Below are 19,133 nucleotides of genomic sequence, written 5' to 3'. Positions count from 1 at the left end.
AGCGCCTACACCCAAGCGGCGGGAGCTTATGAGGGGGGCGCAATGCCCCCCATTCCTTCCTGACAGCCAATGCCTATAATGATGGCCAGCCTGCAACTGCCAGCAACTGTCTGTTGTCCAAGGCCCATCACGCACCAAGGAAAGCATCCGCAATGGCGTATTACCGTACCCCCCACGATGTGACGGCGCTGCCCGCCTGGCAGGCGCTCCAGCAACACCGCGACGCCATGCAGGGTTTCAGCATGCGCGAAGCCTTCGCAGCCGATCCCAAGCGCTTCGATCAGTTTTCCCTCAGCAGCTGCGGCCTGTTCCTCGACTACTCGAAAAACCTGATCACCGAGCAGACCCGCGACCTGTTGGTAAACCTGGCCAACGAGGTCGGTCTGGCAGACGCCATCAAGTCGATGTTCAGCGGCGAGATCATCAACGCCTCCGAAGGTCGTCCGGTCCTGCACACCGCCTTGCGTCGCCCGGTGGGCGACAAGCTCAGTGTCAATGGCGTCAATGTGATGCCGGAAGTACACAAGGTCCTCAACCAGATCACCGAACTGGTGGGACGTATCCATGACGGCCTGTGGCGCGGCTACAGCGAAAAGCCCATCACCGACGTGGTGAACATCGGTATCGGCGGCTCCTTCCTGGGGCCGGAGCTGGTCTCCGAAGCCTTGCTGCCCTACGCCCAGCGTGGCGTACGCTGCCACTACCTGGCGAACATCGACGGCAGCGAGTTCCACGAGCTATCGGCCAATCTGCGCGCCGAGACCACCCTGTTCATCGTCTCGTCCAAATCGTTCAACACCCTCGAAACCCTGAAGAACGCTACCGCTGCGCGTACCTGGTACCTGGCGCAGGGCGGTTCCGAGGCTGAGTTGTACCGCCACTTCATCGCGGTATCGAGCAACAAGGCCGCCGCCGTGGCCTTCGGTATGCGCGAAGAGAACATCTTCCCGATGTGGGACTGGGTGGGAGGGCGCTACTCGCTGTGGTCGGCCATCGGTCTGCCGATCGCCCTGGCCATCGGCACCGCCAACTTCAAGGAACTGCTGTCCGGTGCCTACACCATGGACCAGCACTTCCAGAACACGCCGTTCGAGAAGAACATGCCCGTGCTGCTGGCCCTGCTGGGCGTCTGGTACGGCAATTTCTGGGGCGCCCAGAGCCATGCGATCCTGCCGTACGACCATTACCTGCGCAACATCACCAAACACCTCCAGCAGTTGGACATGGAATCCAACGGCAAGAGCGTCCTGCAGGACGGCACCCCGGTGAAAACCGATACCGGCCCGGTGATCTGGGGCGGCGTCGGCTGCAACGGCCAGCACGCCTACCACCAGCTGTTGCACCAGGGCACTCAATTGATCCCGGCCGACTTCATCGTCCCGGTGGTGAGCTTCAACCCGGTGGCCGACCACCACCAGTGGCTGTACGCCAACTGCCTGTCCCAGAGCCAGGCGCTGATGCTCGGCAAGACCCGTGAGGAAGCCGAGACCGAACTGCGCGCCAAAGGCCTGAATGAAGCGGACATCGAGAAGCTGGCACCACACAAAGTGATTCCCGGCAACCGCCCGAGCAACACCCTCGTGGTAGAGCGCATCAGCCCCCGTCGCCTCGGCGCGCTGGTGGCCATGTACGAACACAAGGTATTTGTGCAGAGCGTAATCTGGGGCATCAACGCCTTCGACCAGTGGGGCGTGGAGTTGGGCAAGGAGTTGGGCAAGGGCGTGTATCAACGCCTGGTCGGCAGCCTGGAAGACAGCGCTGAAGATGGTTCCACCCAAGGCCTGATCAACTACTTCCGCGGTCGTCACCGCGGTTGATACACGGCCGCTCTCACGGCTCTGCACATCACTGGCTGATGTGCACAGAGCCCTGTGGGAGCGGCTTTAGCCGCGAACACCGGCACAGCCGGTGCCATGCACCGAGTCGCCTGCTTCGCGGCTAAAGCCACATAGCTAAGTGCTGACAACGCAACTCAATCGCCGGGGAAGCCCTTCAGGGAACACCCCTACCTTCTACACTGTCCATCGAATAGCCGCCGCAGTCCATCGCCCCTCACAAGAGCAGGACAACCCGCCATGTTCGATATCCGCAACTACCCCCAGGCCCTGGCCGTCAGCCAGTCCGCCGCCCTTTCCCCCGACGACTACCAGTGCCTTTACCGCCAGTCGGTCGAAGACCCCGATACCTTCTGGGCCGAACAGGCCAAGCGCCTGGACTGGATCAAGCCTTGGTCGAGTGTGCAGCAATGCGATTTGAAGACCGGCAAGGCGCGCTGGTTCGATGGGGGCCAGTTGAACGTCAGCTACAACTGCATCGACCGCCACCTGGCCACCCGCGGCCAGCAGACGGCATTGCTGTGGGAAGGTGACGATCCCAAAGACACCAAGGCCATCACTTACCACGAGCTGCACCGCCAGGTCTGCCGTCTCGCCAATGCCTTGAAGGCCCGTGGGGTGAAGAAAGGCGATCGTGTGTGCATCTACATGCCGATGATCCCTGAGGCGGCCTACGCCATGCTCGCCTGCACCCGCATCGGCGCCATTCACTCGGTCGTGTTTGGCGGTTTCTCACCCGATGCCCTGCGTGATCGCATTCTCGACGCGGACTGCCGCACCGTGATCACCGCGGACGAAGGGGTTCGCGGCGCCAAGCGCATTGCGCTCAAGCAGAACGTCGACAAGGCCCTGGCCAGTTGCCCGGCGGTCAGCAGCGTGCTGGTGGTACGCCGCACCGGGGCCGATATCGCCTGGCGCGAGGGCCGTGATCTCTGGTATCACGAGGCCACGGAACAGGCCGGTGACGACTGCCCGCCCGAGGCCATGGAGGCCGAAGATCCACTGTTCATCCTCTACACCTCCGGCAGTACCGGCAAGCCCAAGGGCGTGCTGCACACCACCGCCGGTTACCTGCTGCAGGCCACCCTGACCTTCAAAGTGGTGTTCGACTATCGTGATGGCGAGGTCTTCTGGTGCACCGCCGATGTCGGCTGGGTCACTGGCCACAGCTACATCGTCTACGGCCCCCTGGCCAATGGCGCCATCTCACTGATGTTCGAAGGCGTGCCCAATTACCCGGACAGCTCGCGCTTCTGGCAGGTGGTCGACAAGCATCAGGTGAACATCTTCTACACAGCTCCCACCGCCCTGCGCGCACTGATGCGCGAAGGTTCGGCGCCCCTGCAGAGCACCTCCCGACAAAGCCTGCGCCTGCTAGGCAGCGTGGGCGAGCCGATCAACCCGGAAGCCTGGGAATGGTACTTCGAGGCGGTGGGCCAAAAGCGCTGCCCCATCGTCGATACCTGGTGGCAGACCGAGACCGGGGGCATCATGCTCAGCCCGCTGCCGGGCAACACCCACCTCAAGCCGGGCTGCGCCACGCAACCCTTGTTTGGCGTGCAACCGGTGCTGCTGGACGAGAAAGGCAAGGTCATCGAAGGCCCAGGCGCTGGCCTGCTGGTGATCAAGGCCAGTTGGCCCGGACAGATCCGCAGTGTCTATGGCGACCCTCAGCGCATGGTCGACACCTACTTCAAGCCCATGCCCGGCTACTACTTCACCGGTGACGGCGCCCGCCGCGATGCCGATGGCGATTACTGGATCACCGGGCGCGTCGACGATGTGATCAACGTTTCCGGCCACCGCATCGGCACCGCCGAAGTGGAAAGCGCCCTGGTGCTGCACGACAGCATCGCCGAGGCCGCTGTGGTCGGCTACCCGCACGACCTCAAGGGCCAGGGCATCTATGCCTTCATCACGCCCATGAACGGCGTCACCCCGGACGACGCGCTCAAGAACGCGTTGCTGGCGTTGGTCAGCAAGGAGATCGGCAGCTTCGCCAAACCCGAGCTCATCCAGTGGGCGCCCGCATTGCCCAAGACCCGCTCGGGCAAGATCATGCGGCGTATACTGCGCAAGATCGCCTGCAACGAGCTGGACAATCTGGGCGATACCTCAACCCTGGCCGACCCGAGCGTGGTCCAGGGCTTGATCGACAACCGCCTCAATCAATAGACGGCCGCCCATGGCGGCCTGCGGGACCGCCATGGAAGCCTTACGCCGCCGCATCGAAACCCAGGTCATGAGCCTCACCGGGCTGGCCCTCGGCCAGCTCGACCTGGAATCCCCCAAAGGTGACCCGGGTCTGTTCGGCCCGCAGAGCATCAGTTGGCAGGTGCACGGCGACTTTCCCAGCATGCTGGTCGGCGGTATCAGCGCCCTGATGCTGCAACTGCTGCACCCTTTGGCCCTGGCCGGGGTTTGGGATCACTCCAACTTCCGCCAGGACCTGCTCGGTCGCCTGCGCCGCACCAGCCAGTTCATATCCGGCACCACGTTCGGCTCGACCCGCGATGCCGAATGGCTGATCGAAAAGGTCCGCACCATCCACCTCAAGGTGGTCGGCACCGCCCCCGACGGGCGCCCCTATGCCGCCAGCGACCCCGATTTGCTGACCTGGGTCCATGTCGCCGAGGTCAGCAGCTTCCTGGCCGCCCATCTGCGCTACCGCAACCCCCGTCTCAGCCGCGAGGCCCAGGATGCCTACTACAACGAGATCGCCCTGATCGCCGAACGCTTGGGCGCACGCGATGTGCCGCGCTCATGTCAGGCGGTCGAAGACTACTTGCAACGCATGCGCCCACAGCTGTTGTGCGACGCGCGTAGCCATGGGGTGGTGGATATCCTGCTCGATGCCCCTGCCCCCAGCCGCATGGCGCAACCGGTCGGCAAATTGATGCTCAATGCCGGCATCGACCTGCTGCCGGACTGGGCCCGCGACATGCTCGACCTGCACCAGAACCCTCTTCAACAGCACATGATCCGCCTGGGCATCAATCGCATCGCACCGGTGTTGCGCTGGGCAATGCGCAACGGCTCGGCACACCGGGCAAGACGACGCATGGGAATCGAGTAAGGTTTTTGGTCGTTTCGTCGGAACCGTTTTAACGTGCCATACTCCAAGGCACCCCGCTTCAGACAGATGACGTCTTACATGCCCAAAGGATTGACACGCGCCTTCGGCGCCCTGCTGGCCCTCGTGGCCCTGTACAGCCTGCTTGGCTTTCTCATCATCCCCGGTGTCGGCCTGCGCATCGCCAACCAGCAACTGGCGCAATACGCCACGGTGCCGGCGCACCTGCAACGCATCGAGTTCAACCCGTTCAGCCTCGAGCTCACGCTTTGGGGCCTGCAGATCGGCGAACCGGGCAAGGAGCAGGTGGGTTTCGAACGCCTCTATGCCAATCTCTCGCTGGACAGCCTGTGGACCAAGGCCTTGCACCTGGAAGCGGTCGAGCTGGACAAGCCACGCAACGAAGTGCTGTTCGCCAAAGACGGCACGCTCAACCTGACCCGGTTGTTCAAGCTGCCCACCAGCGAACCCAAGCCCGAAGAACCGGCAGGCGACCCCTTCCCACTGCGCATTGGCAGTATCAAGCTCAGCGAAGGCTACCTGCATTTCGAGGACCTTCGCCCGAGCGAACCGATCGAGTTTCTTTACGACTCGATGAACCTTGAGCTGAAAAACCTCAGCACCCTACCCGACGACAACGCCGACATGACCCTGGTGGCCAATGGCCCCAATGGCGGACGCATCGATTGGAACGGCACCCTGAGTCTGGCCCCAATCGCCTCCGAAGGTACCCTCAAGGTTACCGACGGCAAGATGAAAGCCTTTTGGCCCTACGTGCGCGATGCGGTGCCCCTCGTGCTGGAAGAAGGCGTGGTGAGCCTGGACACCCATTACAAGCTCAACCTGTCCAAGGAAACCGAGCTGCTGCTGGACAACACCTCGGTGCGCATCGCGCCCTTTGCTATCAAGGCACCGGACGGACGCCAACTGGCACGCCTGGCCAGCCTGGAAGTCAGCGAGACCTCCATCGACCTGGCCAAGCAACTGGTCACCGTCGGCAAGATCCGCAGCGAAAAACTCGAGACCTGGGCCGCACTCGAACGCGACGGCCAGCTTGACTGGCAAAAGCTGTTCGCCAGTCAGCCGGCCAAGGCCACCCCGAAGGAAAAAGCCGAACCTGCCGCTGCCGAGCCGAGTGCCGAAGAAAAGGCTGCCAAGACGCCGAGCAAGCCCTGGCAGGTGCTGCTCAAGGATGTGCAACTGCGCAACTATCAGGTACACCTGGCCGACCGTAGCCAGAAGGAGCCTGTGGCACTGGATGTGGGCCCGCTCAACGCCGACCTGCAGAACTTCGACAGCCTCAACCAGTCGCCCTTCACACTCAAGCTCGACACCGGGGTCGGCAAGCAAGGCAAGCTGCAGGCGGCCGGCCAAGTCAATCTGGCGCCGGTCACCGCCAAGCTCGATGTCAGCACCCGTGACATCGACTTGCGCCTGGCCCAGGCCTACATCAGCCCGTTCATCCGCCTGGAATTGCGCAGCGGCATGCTTTCCAGCGACCTGAAGGTCGATCTCAAGAGTACCGAACCACTGGCCTTCAGCGTCGGCGGCAAGGCCCAGGTCAGCCAACTGCACACCCTGGACACCATCAAGAACCGGGACTTCGTCAAATGGCAGCAACTGGATCTGAGCGGTCTGTCGTATATCCATGGCGATGCCCTGTCAATCGACAAGGTGACGCTGTTGCAGCCCTATGCACGCTTCATCATCAATGAAGACCGCACCACCAACGTCGACGATCTGCTGATCCCCCAACCGGCCAGCGCGCCCGCAACCAGTCGGACCAAGCCGGCCACTGCCAGCACTGAAAAACCGCTGGGCATCCGCATCGGTGGCATCGACATCAACGATGGCTCGGCCAACTTCGCCGACCTCACCCTGACCCCCAACTTCGCCACTGCCATCCAGCAACTCAACGGCCAGATCGGCACCATCGACAACCGCAAGCCGGCACCGGCCAAGGTCGATGTGAAAGGCAAGGTCGATCGTTACGCACCGGTGACCATCAAAGGTGCGCTCAACCCGTTCAACCCACTGGCCAGCCTGGACATCGCCACCAGCTTCAAACGTGTCGAGCTGACCACGCTGACGCCCTATTCCGGCAAGTTCGCGGGCTTCCGCATCCGTAAAGGCCGGCTGAACCTGGACCTGCACTACCTGATCACCAACGGCCAACTCAAGGCCGAAAACAAGGTAGTGGTCGAACAGCTGCAGCTGGGTGAGAAGGTCGACAGCCCCGATGCCGTGGACCTGCCGATCCGTCTGGCAGTGGCCCTGCTCAAAGATACCGAAGGCAAGATCTCCATTGAGCTGCCGGTGACCGGTGACCTGAACAACCCACAGTTCAGCGTCATGCCGATCATCTGGCAAACCTTGCGCAATCTGGTGCTGCGCGCAGCCCAGGCACCATTCAAGTTCATCGGCGGCCTGATTGCCGGCGGTGGCGCCGAGGATCTCGGTAATGTGGCATTCGCGCCAGGCTCCAGCGACCTCAATGCCGACGCTCAGTCCGCACTGGACAAACTGGCCAGTGCGCTCAAGGAGCGCCCGGAACTGCGCCTGGAAATCGAAGGCACCAGTGCTCAGAGCAGCGATGGCCCGCTGATCGCCAAGCAACGCCTGGAGCGCGAGTACCAGGCGACCTGGTACAAGATCCTCCAGCGCCGCGGCGACAAGGTGCCAGCCAATGCATCGATGCTGGTGGTCGATGACAGTGACAAACCGGCGATGCTCGAGGGTATCTACCGCGCTCGTCTCAAGCAGCAACCTCCGGCCGAATGGCAGCAACTAAGCCGCGACGAACGCACCGCCAAGCTGCACGATGCGGTGATCAAGTCCTGGGCTGAAAGTACCGCGCTGTTGCGTCAGTTGGGCCAAGATCGGGCTGGCAGCATCAAGGACTACCTGGTGGACAAAGGTCAGTTGGAAGACGACCGGGTGTACTTCATCGATACCAACCTGGGCCAGGCTGAAAGCGATGGGCGGGTCATCACGCCATTGCACTTGGATGCCGAGTAGCCCGCCCCTACAGGCACCTTTGGGGCCCTTGGCCACCGGTGTCATCTTCGCGGGTAAACCCGCTCCTACAGAGGGTGTAGTGGCCCTGTAGGAGCGGAGCCACCCGCAAGCCCTACCTTCAGACCAGCCGCTGTCCGGAAACCGCCGGGTGATACAGCGGCTGCACCTTGTTACCAGCCGGGTCGAGCACATGGAAGCTGCGCGCGCCATCGCCATGATCGAATGGGCGATCCAGCAGGGTCACGCCGTGAGCCTTGAAGTACAGGTACCAGGCGTCCAGTTCCTCCACGCTGTCGACAATGAAGCCATAGTGATCCAAGGTCTGCAGGCCGTTGGCCGCACCCGCACCGCGCCCCAAGGACAAATTGTCGTTACCGCAGGTCAGGTAGACCAAGTCTTCGTGAGCACGGTGCAGCACTTCCATACCCAGCAGGTCGACGTAGAAACGCTCGCACTCCTCCAGGTTGGGAACCAGCAGGGCGAGATGACGCAGACCATTTAGACGGCCAGGACGAGCAGGAAGATCGGACATGGACGCGGCTCCTTTTGTGTATACAATTTGTCAGCAAATTTAAAACAAAAGGAACGCTTTGTGTACAGCCTATTCATCAAGACCCGTGTAAAGCCCGGCAGCGCTGAACAATTTCTGGACGCCATCAAGGTCAATGCAGCGGCCTCGGTGGCCAATGAGCCAGGATGCCTGGTGTTCGATGTGTCACAGGACCGTCTCGATCCGGAGGTGATCTACCTCTATGAGATCTATCGCGACGACGCCGCGTACGAGGCCCACACCCAAACCGCGCATTTCCGTGACAGCCGTCCACTGGTGGAACCGCTGATCGTCGAGCAGGTGTGCTTCGAGAGCGATGTGATCGCGCTCAACCCAGTGCGTCTGGGCGGCGAATGAAAATCGAGGGCCGCTGTGCACCCCTGTCGCTCGCGTCAATGCCAGCGATAGAGGCGCACAGCGGCCCTCGATGAAAAGGTGGCCAAATCCCTTTGGCCGACGGAACAATCCTTACTCTGTTTTCAGGCCGTCAGCCGACACAGCCTGGACACCCTTGATAGCCTTGGCGATGGCGATCGCCTGTTCTTTCTGCGAAGCGGTAATCGCCACGTCAGAGGACAGGGAGACCACACCCTTGTTGGTTTCGACCTTGATATCGCTGCCAGGGATGCCTTTCTCTGTCATCAGGTCGGCCTTCACTTTGGTGGTGATCCAAGTGTCTTTCGTCTCTTCCTTGGCCTTGGTCACTTCACCGGCCGCCAGCGTCATTGGGGACGACTGGGCGGGCTGCTGGGCAAATGCCGCATTAGCCATGGTCAGGGTCAGGGCGGTGGCAGTAGCGGCAGCAATGGCGAATTTCTTCATGTGAGTCACTCCTGTTGTTCGAAAGGTCTGCGCCGTGGTTCCTGGCAGCAGGTAAACATACCTTTGCATGGGCTGTGCCAGCTTTTTACGATAAAAAATCCGTTTAAATTCAAATACTTAAAATAATAGATTCGAATTGCCATCGTGCAATTTGCAAGACCAGGCAAGATCCTGCATGCAAGATGCAAGTGGACCAAGGAAAAATCGAGGCGAAAAAAAAGGACCCTGTTGGGTCCTTTCTTCGCCTGAAGAGGCTTAGACGCCGGAGGCCTTGGCAGCCGCAACGTCCTTGATCGACAGCTTGATACGGCCGCGGTTGTCCACGTCCAGTACCAACACTTCGACTTCCTGACCTTCTTTCAGAACGTCAGTGACCTTCTCTACACGCGCATCGCTGAGCATGGAGATGTGCACCAGACCGTCTTTGCCCGGCAGGATGTTGACGAAGGCGCCGAAGTCGACGATGCGCTCGACCTTGCCCACGTAGATCTTGCCGATCTCGGCCTCGGCGGTGATGCCCAGGATACGCTGCTTGGCCGCCTCGGCCGCTTCCTTGGTCTCGCCGAAGATCTTGATCGAACCGTCGTCTTCGATGTCGATCGACGCCTTGGTCTCTTCGCAGATGGCACGGATGGTGGCGCCGCCTTTGCCGATGACGTCACGGATCTTGTCGGTGTCGATCTTCATCGCCAGCATGGTCGGTGCGTTGGCCGACAGCTCGCTGCGTGACTGGGCAATGATCTGGTTCATCTGGCCGAGGATGTTCAGGCGCGCTTCCAGGGCCTGGCCCAGGGCGATTTCCATGATCTCTTCGGTGATGCCGTTGATCTTGATGTCCATCTGCAGTGCGGTAACGCCCTTGGCGGTACCGGCAACCTTGAAGTCCATGTCGCCCAGGTGGTCTTCGTCACCCAGAATGTCGGTCAGGACTGCGAACTTGTCGCCTTCCTTGACCAGACCCATGGCGATACCAGCTACAGGCGCCTTCATCGGTACGCCTGCGTCCATCAGTGCCAGGGAGGCACCGCAGACCGACGCCATGGAGCTGGAGCCGTTGGACTCGGTGATTTCCGATACGACGCGGATGGTGTACGGGAACTCGCTGTCGCTCGGCAGCATGGCCTGGACACCACGACGGGCCAGACGGCCGTGGCCGATTTCACGACGGCCAGCGCCGCCCATGCGGCCGCACTCGCCTACCGAGAACGGTGGGAAGTTGTAATGCAGCATGAAGGCGTCTTTCTTCTCGCCTTCCAGGGTGTCCAGCAGCTGGGCATCACGGGCAGTACCCAGGGTCGCGACGACCAGGGCCTGGGTTTCGCCACGGGTGAACAGGGCCGAGCCGTGGGTCTTGGGCAGAACACCGACTTCGATGTTCAGCGGGCGCACGGTGCGGGTGTCACGACCGTCGATACGTGGCTTGCCGTTGACGATGTTCTCGCGGACGGTGCGGTATTCCAGCTCGCCGAAGATGTCCTTGATCTGGCCGGCGGTCGGGCCGGTTTCTTCGTTGGACAGACGGGCGACGGCCTGGTCGCGCAGCTCGCCCAAACGGTTGTAGCGATCGGCCTTCAGGGTGATGGTGTAGGCCTGGGAGATGGCCTCGCCGAACTCGGCGCGCACCAGGTTGAGCAGCTCGGTGTTGGCGGGGGCTGGCTGCCAGTCCCAGGTCGGCTTGCCGGCTTCGGCGGCGAATTCCTTGATGGCCTGGATTACGACCTGGAACTCGTCGTGAGCGAACAGCACAGCGCCCAGCATCTGGTCTTCGGTCAGCTCTTTGGCTTCCGATTCAACCATCAGTACAGCGGATTCGGTACCGGCCACGACCATGTCGAGGCTGGAGGCTTCCAGTTGCTCGTAGGTTGGGTTCAGCAGGTAGCCGGTGCTTTCGTGGAAAGCAACGCGGGCTGCGCCGATCGGGCCTTCGAACGGGATGCCGGAGATGGCCAGGGCAGCCGAGGTACCGATCATCGCAGCGATGTCCGGATCGGTCTTCTTGCTGGTGGAAACCACGGTGCAGACAACCTGCACTTCGTTCATGAACCCTTCAGGGAACAGCGGGCGGATCGGGCGGTCGATCAGGCGCGAAGTCAGGGTTTCTTTCTCGGAAGGACGGCCTTCACGCTTGAAGAAGCCACCTGGGATCTTGCCAGCGGCGTAGGTCTTTTCCTGATAGTGGACGGACAACGGGAAGAAGCCCTTGCCTGGATCTGCCTGCTTGGCACCGACCACGGTCACCAGCACGGTGACGTCGTTGTCGACGGTGACCAGCACGGCGCCGGTCGCCTGGCGAGCAATGCGGCCCGTCTCGAGGGTTACGGTCGACTGACCGAACTGGAATTTCTTGATTACCGGGTTCACGGTTTCCTACCTTTTTTCAGTGGCTCTGGGGGGAACTTGTTCTTGCGAATTCTTGGGCAGAACGGGGAATCGGCCCCATTGACCGTCCAGATACAACACGAGGCTGGGAGCCTGGCCGCCGCGCGGTAAACCGCTCGGCACAACCAGGCTGCCAACCTCGGAGATACGCGTGGCGTGTCTGACGCGAATGCTGCCAGGCAGCACTCCCGAAAACTGCGACACGCCATGCACACCACTGGCCAGGACGCTATTAGCGACGCAGGCCCAGGCGACCGATCAGGGCGCTGTAACGAGTGGTGTCTTTGCCCTTCAGGTAGTCCAGCAGCTTACGACGCTGGTTAACCATACGGATCAGACCACGACGGGAGTGGTGGTCTTTCTCGTTGGCCTTGAAGTGGCCTTGCAGCTTGTTGATGTTGGCGGTCAGCAGAGCAACCTGCACTTCCGGGCTACCGGTATCGCCGGCGGCTTGCTGGTATTCGGCAACGATCTGAGCTTTTTCTTCAACGCTGAGGGCCATTTGGCTTCTCCTAATAAACGGATCCCGCGGACGGTCTCCAATAGGCCAGGGACGAGTCCCTGTATTAATAAGTAGAGGTGTGACCGTGCCTATTAACAGCCACCCTCGGTTCCGTACGCTTGGGCCAAGGCTTGGACGTACGGTTTCGATCATTCCGACCGAATCAGTCGACGCGGCGCAATACGCCCGTCTTCGCTCACCTCACCGATACCGATGAAGCGTTCATTGTGATCCTGTACCCGGACCATGCCGAACTGCGGCGCATCCGGCGCGCGAACCGCCTGGCCATGCAGCCAGTAGAACGCGCTGTGCTCGGAAAGACGCACCAGTGGCCAATCCAGCAACCCGCTGTCGGACGGCATCAGGAAGCGATCAAGCGCTTCGTTGCCGCCTTCGGCGTGGGCCTGCTCGAGTTCATCGAGAGTCACGGTCTGTGCCAGCTCGAAGGGGCCGGCCTGGGTACGGCGCAGTTCCGCGACGTAGGCACCACAGCCCAACGCCTCACCAATATCCTCTACCAGGGTGCGGATATAGGTGCCTTTGCTGCAGCCGACCGACAGGCGAACCCGAGTGCCTTCACACTCGAGCAACTCCAAGCGGCTAATAGTAACAGAACGCGCCTCGCGCTCCACTACCTCTCCTGCACGTGCCAGCTTATACAGCGGCTGGCCGTCACGCTTGAGGGCCGAGTACATCGGCGGTACCTGACTGATTTCACCGCGAAAACGTGGCAAAACGGCTTCGATATCGGCACGACCAACGGTCACATCCCGCGTCTGCAGGACTTCGCCTTCGGCATCGGCGGTACTGGTAGTCTGCCCCAGCTGCATGACCGTTTCGTAGCCTTTGTCGGAGTCAAGCAGGTACTGGGAGAACTTGGTGGCCTCGCCGAAGCATAGCGGCAACACGCCAGAGGCCAGCGGGTCGAGGCTACCGGTGTGGCCAGCCTTCTCGGCATTGAGCAGCCAGCGGACCTTCTGCAACGCGGCGTTGGAGGTGAACCCCAACGGTTTGTCCAGCAGGATGATGCCGCTTACGTTGCGGCGGATTCGTTTGACCTGAGCCACCGATTACTCCTCGGCGTCCGGCTTGTCAGCATCCTTGTGCAGGCGATCTTCAGCCACTGCACGCTCGATCAGCGCCGACAGGTGGGCACCGCGGCTGACGCTCTCATCGAAGTGGAAATGCAGCTGCGGCACGCTGCGCAGTTGCATGACTCGCCCTAGGTGCAGGCGCAGGAAACTCGCCGCACTGTTGAGGGCCTTGAGGGTCTGTGGCACGGCATCGGCGCCATCCTGGCCCATGACGGTGATGAAGACCTTCGCATGGCCCAGGTCACGGCTGACATCCACGGCGGTGATGGTCACCAGGCCGACACGCGGATCCTTGACTTCACGACGGATCAGTTCGGCCAGCTCACGCTGCATCTGATCGCCGATGCGTTGGGTACGGCTATATTCTTTTGCCATTCTTGCTACCTGTAACTAAAGCGGCAAACGCCCGGACAGGCTGAGGCCTGACCGGGCGTTACCTTCAGAGGCGCCGCAAACCGCCCAGGGGCGGCGCTTACGCCAGGCACGGCCCTTACAGGGTACGTGCCACCTGGACTTTCTCGAAGACTTCGATCTTGTCGCCGACCTTGACGTCGTTGTAGCTCTTGACGCCAATACCGCATTCCATACCCGAACGAACTTCGGCAGCATCGTCCTTGAAGCGACGCAGCGATTCCAGTTCGCCTTCGAAGATCACCACATCCTCGCGCAGTACGCGGATCGGACGGTTGCGGTACACGGTACCCTCGATGACCATACAGCCAGCGATGGCGCCGAACTTCGGAGAGCGGAACACGTCACGCACCTCGGCGACACCCAGGATGTTCTCACGAACATCGCTGCCGAGCATGCCGGTCAGGGCCTTCTTGACGTCTTCGATGATGTCGTAGATCACGTTGTAGTAACGCATATCCAGACCTTCCTGCTCGACGATCTTGCGCGCACCGGCATCGGCACGCACGTTGAAGCCGAACAGCACCGCGTTGGAAGCCAGCGCCAGGTTGGCATCGCTCTCGGTGATACCACCGACACCGCCACCGATCACACGTACCTGAACTTCATCGTTGCCCAGGCCCGACAGCGAGCCCTGCAGCGCTTCCAGAGAACCACGCACGTCAGTCTTGAGGACGATGTTGAGCGTCTTCTTCTCTTCCTGACCCATGGTCTCGAAGATGTTTTCCAGCTTGCCGGCATGGGCACGGGCCAGCTTGACCTCGCGGTACTTGCCCTGACGGAACAGGGCGACTTCGCGGGCCTTCTTCTCGTCGGCGACCACGGACAGCTCGTCACCGGCTTCCGGGGTGCCATCCAGGCCGAGGATCTCGACCGGGATCGACGGGCCAGCTTCCTTCACAGGCTTGCCGTTCTCGTCGAGCATGGCACGTACGCGGCCATAGTTGGAGCCGCACAGGACCATGTCGCCCTGACGCAGGGTACCGTCCTGAACCAGGATGGTAGCGACTGGACCGCGGCCCTTGTCCAGGCGCGACTCGACCACGACACCACGACCAGGTGCGGTTGGCGTGGCGGTCAGTTCGAGGATCTCGGCCTGCAGCAGCACGGCCTCGAGCAGTTCGTCGACACCGGTACCCATCTTCGCGGAAACCTTGACGAACGGAGTGTCACCACCCCAATCCTCGGAGGTTACGCCTTCGACGGCCAGTTCGTTACGGATGCGATCGATGTCGGCACCCGGCTTGTCGATCTTGTTCACCGCAACCACCAGCGGAACACCGGCGGCCTTGGCGTGCTGTACGGCTTCGCGGGTCTGCGGCATCACGCCGTCGTCCGCCGCCACCACCAGGATCACAATGTCGGTGGCCTTGGCACCACGGGCACGCATCGCGGTGAACGCAGCGTGGCCAGGGGTGTCGAGGAAGGTGACCATGCCACGATCGGTTTCGACGTGGTAAGCACCGATGTGCTGGGTAATGCCACCGGCCTCGCCTGCGGCAACCTTGGCACGACGGATGTAGTCGAGCAGCGAGGTCTTACCGTGGTCAACGTGGCCCATGACGGTCACTACCGGTGCACGCGGCTCGGTCTCGCCTTCGAATTTCAGCGATTCTGCCAGGGAGTCTTCCAGGGCGGTGTCGCTGATCAGGGTCACTTTGTGGCCCAGTTCTTCGGCTACCAACTGAGCGGTTTCCTGGTCGAGCACCTGGTTGATGGTGACCGGAGTACCCAGCTTGAACATGAACTTGACGACTTCAGCGGCCTTGACCGACATCTGCTGAGCAAGTTCGGAAACGGTGATGGTCTCGCCGATGGTCACGTCACGGATGACTGGACCGGTCGGGTTCTGGAAACCATGCTGGTTGCGCTTCTTCGGCTTGCCTTTGCCACCGCGACCGCGACGGAAACCATCGCTCTCTTCATCGGTGGTACGCGGGGCAGCGCGAGGGGTCGGCGCCTTTTCCTTTTCCTTGACCTTGACCTTGATGGAAACGCGCGGGGCTTCGCCACGGCGCTCGCCACCACGACGATCTTCGTCACGGACACGGCTTTCGTTGCGACGGGTTTCGTCCTTCTTGCGCTCAGCGGCACGCGCGGCAGCATCTTCGGACGCAGGCGCGTCGGCAACAACTGGAGCCGGGGCAGCGACCGCTGCTGGCGCGGCTTTCTCGACAGGCGCTTGGGTAGCGGTTTCAGCCACTTGACGACGCGCCTGCTCTTCAGCGCGCTGGCGAGCTTCGGCGTCAGCCTTCTCGCGTGCGGCGTTCTCGGCTGCACGGCGCTCCTCCAGCTCGCGCTTCTGCTCAGCCTGGATTTCCTCCGGGCTGCGCTGCACGAATACTTTCTTCTTGCGTACTTCTACGCTGATGCTTTTGCTACCGGCGACACGCAGGGTGCTGGTGGTCTTGCGCTGCAAGGTGATCTTGCGCGGCTCTTCCGCCTTGCTCTTGTGGCTGCTCTTCAGATGAGTCAGCAAAACCTGCTTCTCGTTATCGGTCACTACCTGACCGGCGTCGGTGTGCGGCAGACCTGCCTCACGCATCTGCTGCAGCAGGCGCTCTACCGGTGCCTCGACCTCTTGGGCCAGTTCTTTCACCGTGACTTGCGTCATGCACTTCTCTCCTCAGGCCGCGCCTAATTACTCGAACCAATGGGCTCGGGCGGCCATGATCAACTTGCCGGCACGCTCTTCGTCGATGCCGTCGATGTCGAGCAGATCGTCAATCGACTGCTCGGCCAGGTCTTCGCGGTTAACCACGCCGCGCACCGCCAGTTCCGCCGCCAGATCCTTGTCCATACCCTCGAGGGAGAGCAGGTCGTCGGCCGGATGGGCGTCTGCCAGTTTTTCTTCGGTAGCGATGGCCTTGGTCAACAAACGGTCCTTGGCACGAGCACGCAGCTCGTTGACGATTTCCTCGTCAAAGCCATCGATGTTGAGCATTTCTTCCAACGGTACGTAGGCAATTTCTTCGAGACTGGTGAAGCCTTCGTCGACCAGCACTTGGGCCAGCTCCTCGTCGACTTCCAGTTCCTCGATAAAGTTGCGCAGGATGTCGCCGGTTTCTGCTTGTTGCTTGGCCTGGATGTCCTTCTCGGTCATAACGTTCAGGGTCCAACCGGTCAACTGACTGGCCAGGCGAACGTTCTGACCACCACGACCAATGGCTTGGGCCAGGTTGTCTTCGGCGACTGCGATGTCCATTGCATGGGCATCTTCATCAACGATGATCGCCGCGACTTCGGCCGGCGACATGGCGTTGATGACGAACTGCGCCGGGTTCTCATCCCACAGGACGATATCCACGCGCTCACCACCCAGCTCGCCGGATACGGCCTGGACGCGCGAACCACGCATGCCGATGCAGGCGCCTTGCGGGTCGATGCGCTTGTCCTTGGAGCGGACGGCGATCTTGGCACGCGACCCCGGATCACGGGAGGCGGCCATGACTTCGATGAGACCTTCAGCGATCTCTGGCACTTCGATGCGGAACAGCTCGATCAGCATCTGCGGCGCGGTGCGCGACAGGATCAACTGAGGGCCGCGGTTCTCGGTGCGAATTTCCTTGAGCAGCGCACGCAGGCGGACACCGACACGGAAGGTTTCGCGTGGGATGATGTCCTCGCGGGCCAGCAGGGCCTCAGCGTTGTTGCCAAGGTCAACGATGACATTGTCGCGGGTCACCTTCTTGACGGTGCCGGAGATGATCTCGCCAACGCGCTCGCGGTAGGCGTCGACCACCTGGGCGCGCTCGGCCTCGCGGACCTTCTGCACGATCACCTGCTTGGCGGTCTGGGCGGCGATGCGGCCGAACTCGATCGACTCGATCTTCTCTTCGATCACGTCACCGACCTTGGCATCAGGGTGGGTCTCGTGGATCTTGCTCAACCAGGTCTCGATCGCCGGATCATCCAGATCGGCTTCGTCAACCACGGTCCAGCGACGGAAGGTCTCGTAGCTACCGGTGTGGCGGTTGATTTCCACACGCAGGTCGACTTCGTCCTCAAAACGTTTTTTGGTTGCAGTGGCCAGGGCCACTTCCAGCGCTTCGAAAATGACGCCGGGTGGTACACCCTTTTCGTTGGATACCGATTCAACAACCAGCAGTACTTCTTTGCTCATCGTACGCCTCGCCTTGCGCAAGCCATTGGGCCCGGATAGTCCGCCGGGCCCGGCACGTCTCAGTCAAAACTGGGAATAATATTGGCCTTGTCGATCGAGTCGATCGGCAACAGGAACTCGTGGTTGTCCACCTGGACCACCACATCCTGATCCTCCACACCGCGGAGAAGGCCCTGGAAGTTACGACGACCTTCGAAGGGCGTACGCAGCTTGATCTTCACTTGTTCGCCGGCATGCGAGGCAAACTGTTCCAGAGTGAACAGCGGGCGGTCCATGCCAGGAGAGGACACCTCGAGGGTATATTCGTTGGTGATCGGATCTTCCACATCCAGGATGGCACTGGCTTGACGACTGACAGCTTCGCAATCGTCCACCAGGATTCCGCCTTCCTTGTCGATATAGATGCGCAGGACCGAATGCTTACCCTGGGAAACGTATTCGATCCCCCAGCATTGATAGCCCAGACCCTCGACCACCGGGGCCAACAAGGCCTGCAACTGTTCTAGCTTGCTCGACACCTGAACCCCCTCGTGCATGCTGTGCAAATAAAAAATGGGCGAAGCGCCCATCCCTGAAAGCGCCGTTGAACAACGGCGCAAGAACTGTTCAGCTAGCAAAAAGCCCCTGAAAAGGGGCTCCGCTGAAGCTGGTTGCGGGGGCTGGATTTGAACCAACGACCTTCGGGTTATGAGCCCGACGAGCTACCAAGCTGCTCCACCCCGCGACAAAGCTGGGGCGGAAGTATAAGACCGAACCCGCTACAGGGTCAATCTAACCTCCACCTGCAAGAAAGCCCGCTAAAGCGGGCTCTCATGCTTCAATTGGTACCGAGAAGGGGACTCGAACCCCTACACCCTATGGGCACAACCACCTCAAGGTTGCGTGTCTACCAATTCCACCACCTCGGCAATACTACTTCTTGAAACCCGTTACTTCTGCTCTTCAGTTGTAGGAGGTACGTCACCAGTGTTGGTGGCTTCGCTCTTCTTTTCCTGGAGCACCGGTACATCATCATTTACTGCCGGCTTCTGCTCTTTGACTTCCAGAACCGCTGGATCTGGCAGACCTGCTTGAGTCAGCTGGTGAGCTTTCTCTTTAGCGAAGTATCCTAACCCAAGAGCAGTCAAAAAGAAAGTGGCAGCAAGTATAGCAGTAACTTTACTCAAAAAGGTAGCGGAACCTTGGCTTCCGAACACAGTATTTGAAGCACCTGCGCCGAAAGATGCACCTGCTTCAGCACCTTTACCCTGTTGCAACAGTACCAGCACTACCACAGCCAGTGCAGCCAACAGATGAAAAACAACTACGACTGTTTCCAGCATTTGT

General features: G+C 61.0%; 15 protein-coding genes and 2 tRNA genes. 5 read left to right on the top strand and 12 right to left on the bottom strand.

Annotated features, from left to right (window positions below; translation table 11 throughout):
* The first annotated feature begins 152 nt into the window (after positions 1-152).
* From pgi to ABOA88_RS15075, 4 genes are all read left to right on the top strand, one after another.
* Positions 153-1,817, top strand: a complete 1,665-nt coding sequence (gene pgi / locus ABOA88_RS15090; protein ID WP_196170120.1) for a glucose-6-phosphate isomerase — start codon at positions 153-155, stop codon at positions 1,815-1,817.
* A 258-nt stretch (positions 1,818-2,075) separates the two neighbouring features.
* Entirely contained in the window at positions 2,076-4,010 is a 1,935-nt protein-coding gene (acs, locus tag ABOA88_RS15085; RefSeq protein WP_367851757.1) for an acetate--CoA ligase, read from the top strand.
* A gap of 31 nt (positions 4,011-4,041) precedes the next feature.
* On the top strand, positions 4,042-4,911 hold the full coding sequence (locus ABOA88_RS15080) for an oxygenase MpaB family protein (RefSeq protein ID WP_196170122.1): 870 nt from the start codon (positions 4,042-4,044) through the stop codon (positions 4,909-4,911).
* 78 nt (positions 4,912-4,989) lie between these two features.
* Positions 4,990-7,926: a DUF748 domain-containing protein gene (locus ABOA88_RS15075; RefSeq protein ID WP_196170123.1), complete on the top strand. Its 2,937-nt coding sequence runs from the start codon at positions 4,990-4,992 to the stop codon at positions 7,924-7,926.
* Positions 7,927-8,044: 118 nt separating this feature from the next.
* Here ABOA88_RS15075 and ABOA88_RS15070 read toward each other — a convergent pair whose 3' ends face one another.
* On the bottom strand, positions 8,045-8,458 hold the full coding sequence (locus ABOA88_RS15070; RefSeq protein WP_043210077.1) for a VOC family protein: 414 nt from the start codon (positions 8,456-8,458) through the stop codon (positions 8,045-8,047).
* A 60-nt stretch (positions 8,459-8,518) separates the two neighbouring features.
* Here ABOA88_RS15070 and ABOA88_RS15065 point away from each other — a divergent pair, with 60 nt between their 5' ends.
* Entirely contained in the window at positions 8,519-8,833 is a 315-nt protein-coding gene (locus tag ABOA88_RS15065; protein WP_367851758.1) for a putative quinol monooxygenase, read from the top strand.
* Positions 8,834-8,944: 111 nt separating this feature from the next.
* Here the strand turns inward: ABOA88_RS15065 and ABOA88_RS15060 are convergent, their stop codons facing one another.
* The 11 genes from ABOA88_RS15060 to secG all read right to left on the bottom strand — a co-directional run bounded on the left by ABOA88_RS15060 (position 8,945) and on the right by secG (position 19,129).
* Positions 8,945-9,298, bottom strand: a complete 354-nt coding sequence (locus ABOA88_RS15060) for a BON domain-containing protein (protein WP_043210081.1) — start codon at positions 9,296-9,298, stop codon at positions 8,945-8,947.
* A gap of 255 nt (positions 9,299-9,553) precedes the next feature.
* Entirely contained in the window at positions 9,554-11,659 is a 2,106-nt protein-coding gene (pnp, locus tag ABOA88_RS15055; RefSeq protein ID WP_196170125.1) for a polyribonucleotide nucleotidyltransferase, read from the bottom strand.
* A gap of 250 nt (positions 11,660-11,909) precedes the next feature.
* Entirely contained in the window at positions 11,910-12,179 is a 270-nt protein-coding gene (rpsO, locus tag ABOA88_RS15050) for a 30S ribosomal protein S15 (protein WP_011532144.1), read from the bottom strand.
* Between the two features lie 149 nt (positions 12,180-12,328).
* Positions 12,329-13,246, bottom strand: coding sequence for a tRNA pseudouridine(55) synthase TruB (truB, locus tag ABOA88_RS15045; RefSeq protein WP_367851759.1), 918 nt, complete (start codon positions 13,244-13,246; stop codon positions 12,329-12,331).
* Positions 13,247-13,249: 3 nt separating this feature from the next.
* A complete protein-coding gene (gene rbfA, locus ABOA88_RS15040; RefSeq protein ID WP_043210088.1) occupies positions 13,250-13,648 on the bottom strand; it encodes a 30S ribosome-binding factor RbfA in 399 nt (132 codons plus the stop codon).
* A gap of 115 nt (positions 13,649-13,763) precedes the next feature.
* Entirely contained in the window at positions 13,764-16,298 is a 2,535-nt protein-coding gene (gene infB, locus ABOA88_RS15035; protein WP_367851760.1) for a translation initiation factor IF-2, read from the bottom strand.
* A gap of 27 nt (positions 16,299-16,325) precedes the next feature.
* A complete protein-coding gene (gene nusA / locus ABOA88_RS15030) occupies positions 16,326-17,807 on the bottom strand; it encodes a transcription termination factor NusA (RefSeq protein ID WP_043210092.1) in 1,482 nt (493 codons plus the stop codon).
* A gap of 59 nt (positions 17,808-17,866) precedes the next feature.
* Positions 17,867-18,325 (bottom strand): ribosome maturation factor RimP, encoded by a 459-nt coding sequence (gene rimP / locus ABOA88_RS15025; protein ID WP_043210161.1) that lies wholly within the window; start codon positions 18,323-18,325, stop codon positions 17,867-17,869.
* A 129-nt stretch (positions 18,326-18,454) separates the two neighbouring features.
* A tRNA-Met gene (locus ABOA88_RS15020) sits at positions 18,455-18,531 on the bottom strand.
* Positions 18,532-18,629: 98 nt separating this feature from the next.
* A tRNA-Leu gene (locus ABOA88_RS15015) sits at positions 18,630-18,715 on the bottom strand.
* A gap of 21 nt (positions 18,716-18,736) precedes the next feature.
* Positions 18,737-19,129 (bottom strand): preprotein translocase subunit SecG, encoded by a 393-nt coding sequence (gene secG / locus ABOA88_RS15010; RefSeq protein WP_367851761.1) that lies wholly within the window; start codon positions 19,127-19,129, stop codon positions 18,737-18,739.
* Between the last annotated feature and the right edge of the window lie 4 nt (positions 19,130-19,133).

Source organism: Pseudomonas sp. PKS, from assembly GCF_051913525.1.
Classification (GTDB): Bacteria; Pseudomonadota; Gammaproteobacteria; order Pseudomonadales; family Pseudomonadaceae; genus Aquipseudomonas; species Aquipseudomonas guariconensis_D.
Note: the sequence above shows the minus strand (reverse complement) of the source record. Positions and strands in the feature narration are given on the sequence as shown.

Excerpts from the sequence above, each read along its gene's own strand:
- nusA (WP_043210092.1), bottom strand. The coding sequence starts at position 17,807 with ATGAGCAAAGAAGTACTGCTGGTTGTTGAATCGGTATCCAACGAAAAG.
- ABOA88_RS15080 (WP_196170122.1), top strand. The coding sequence starts at position 4,042 with ATGGAAGCCTTACGCCGCCGCATCGAAACCCAGGTCATGAGCCTCACC.
- ABOA88_RS15070 (WP_043210077.1), bottom strand. The coding sequence starts at position 8,458 with ATGTCCGATCTTCCTGCTCGTCCTGGCCGTCTAAATGGTCTGCGTCAT.
- acs (WP_367851757.1), top strand. The coding sequence starts at position 2,076 with ATGTTCGATATCCGCAACTACCCCCAGGCCCTGGCCGTCAGCCAGTCC.
- rbfA (WP_043210088.1), bottom strand. The coding sequence starts at position 13,648 with ATGGCAAAAGAATATAGCCGTACCCAACGCATCGGCGATCAGATGCAG.
- rpsO (WP_011532144.1), bottom strand. The coding sequence starts at position 12,179 with ATGGCCCTCAGCGTTGAAGAAAAAGCTCAGATCGTTGCCGAATACCAG.
- pgi (WP_196170120.1), top strand. The coding sequence starts at position 153 with ATGGCGTATTACCGTACCCCCCACGATGTGACGGCGCTGCCCGCCTGG.
- secG (WP_367851761.1), bottom strand. The coding sequence starts at position 19,129 with ATGCTGGAAACAGTCGTAGTTGTTTTTCATCTGTTGGCTGCACTGGCT.
- infB (WP_367851760.1), bottom strand. The coding sequence starts at position 16,298 with ATGACGCAAGTCACGGTGAAAGAACTGGCCCAAGAGGTCGAGGCACCG.
- ABOA88_RS15060 (WP_043210081.1), bottom strand. The coding sequence starts at position 9,298 with ATGAAGAAATTCGCCATTGCTGCCGCTACTGCCACCGCCCTGACCCTG.
- ABOA88_RS15075 (WP_196170123.1), top strand. The coding sequence starts at position 4,990 with ATGCCCAAAGGATTGACACGCGCCTTCGGCGCCCTGCTGGCCCTCGTG.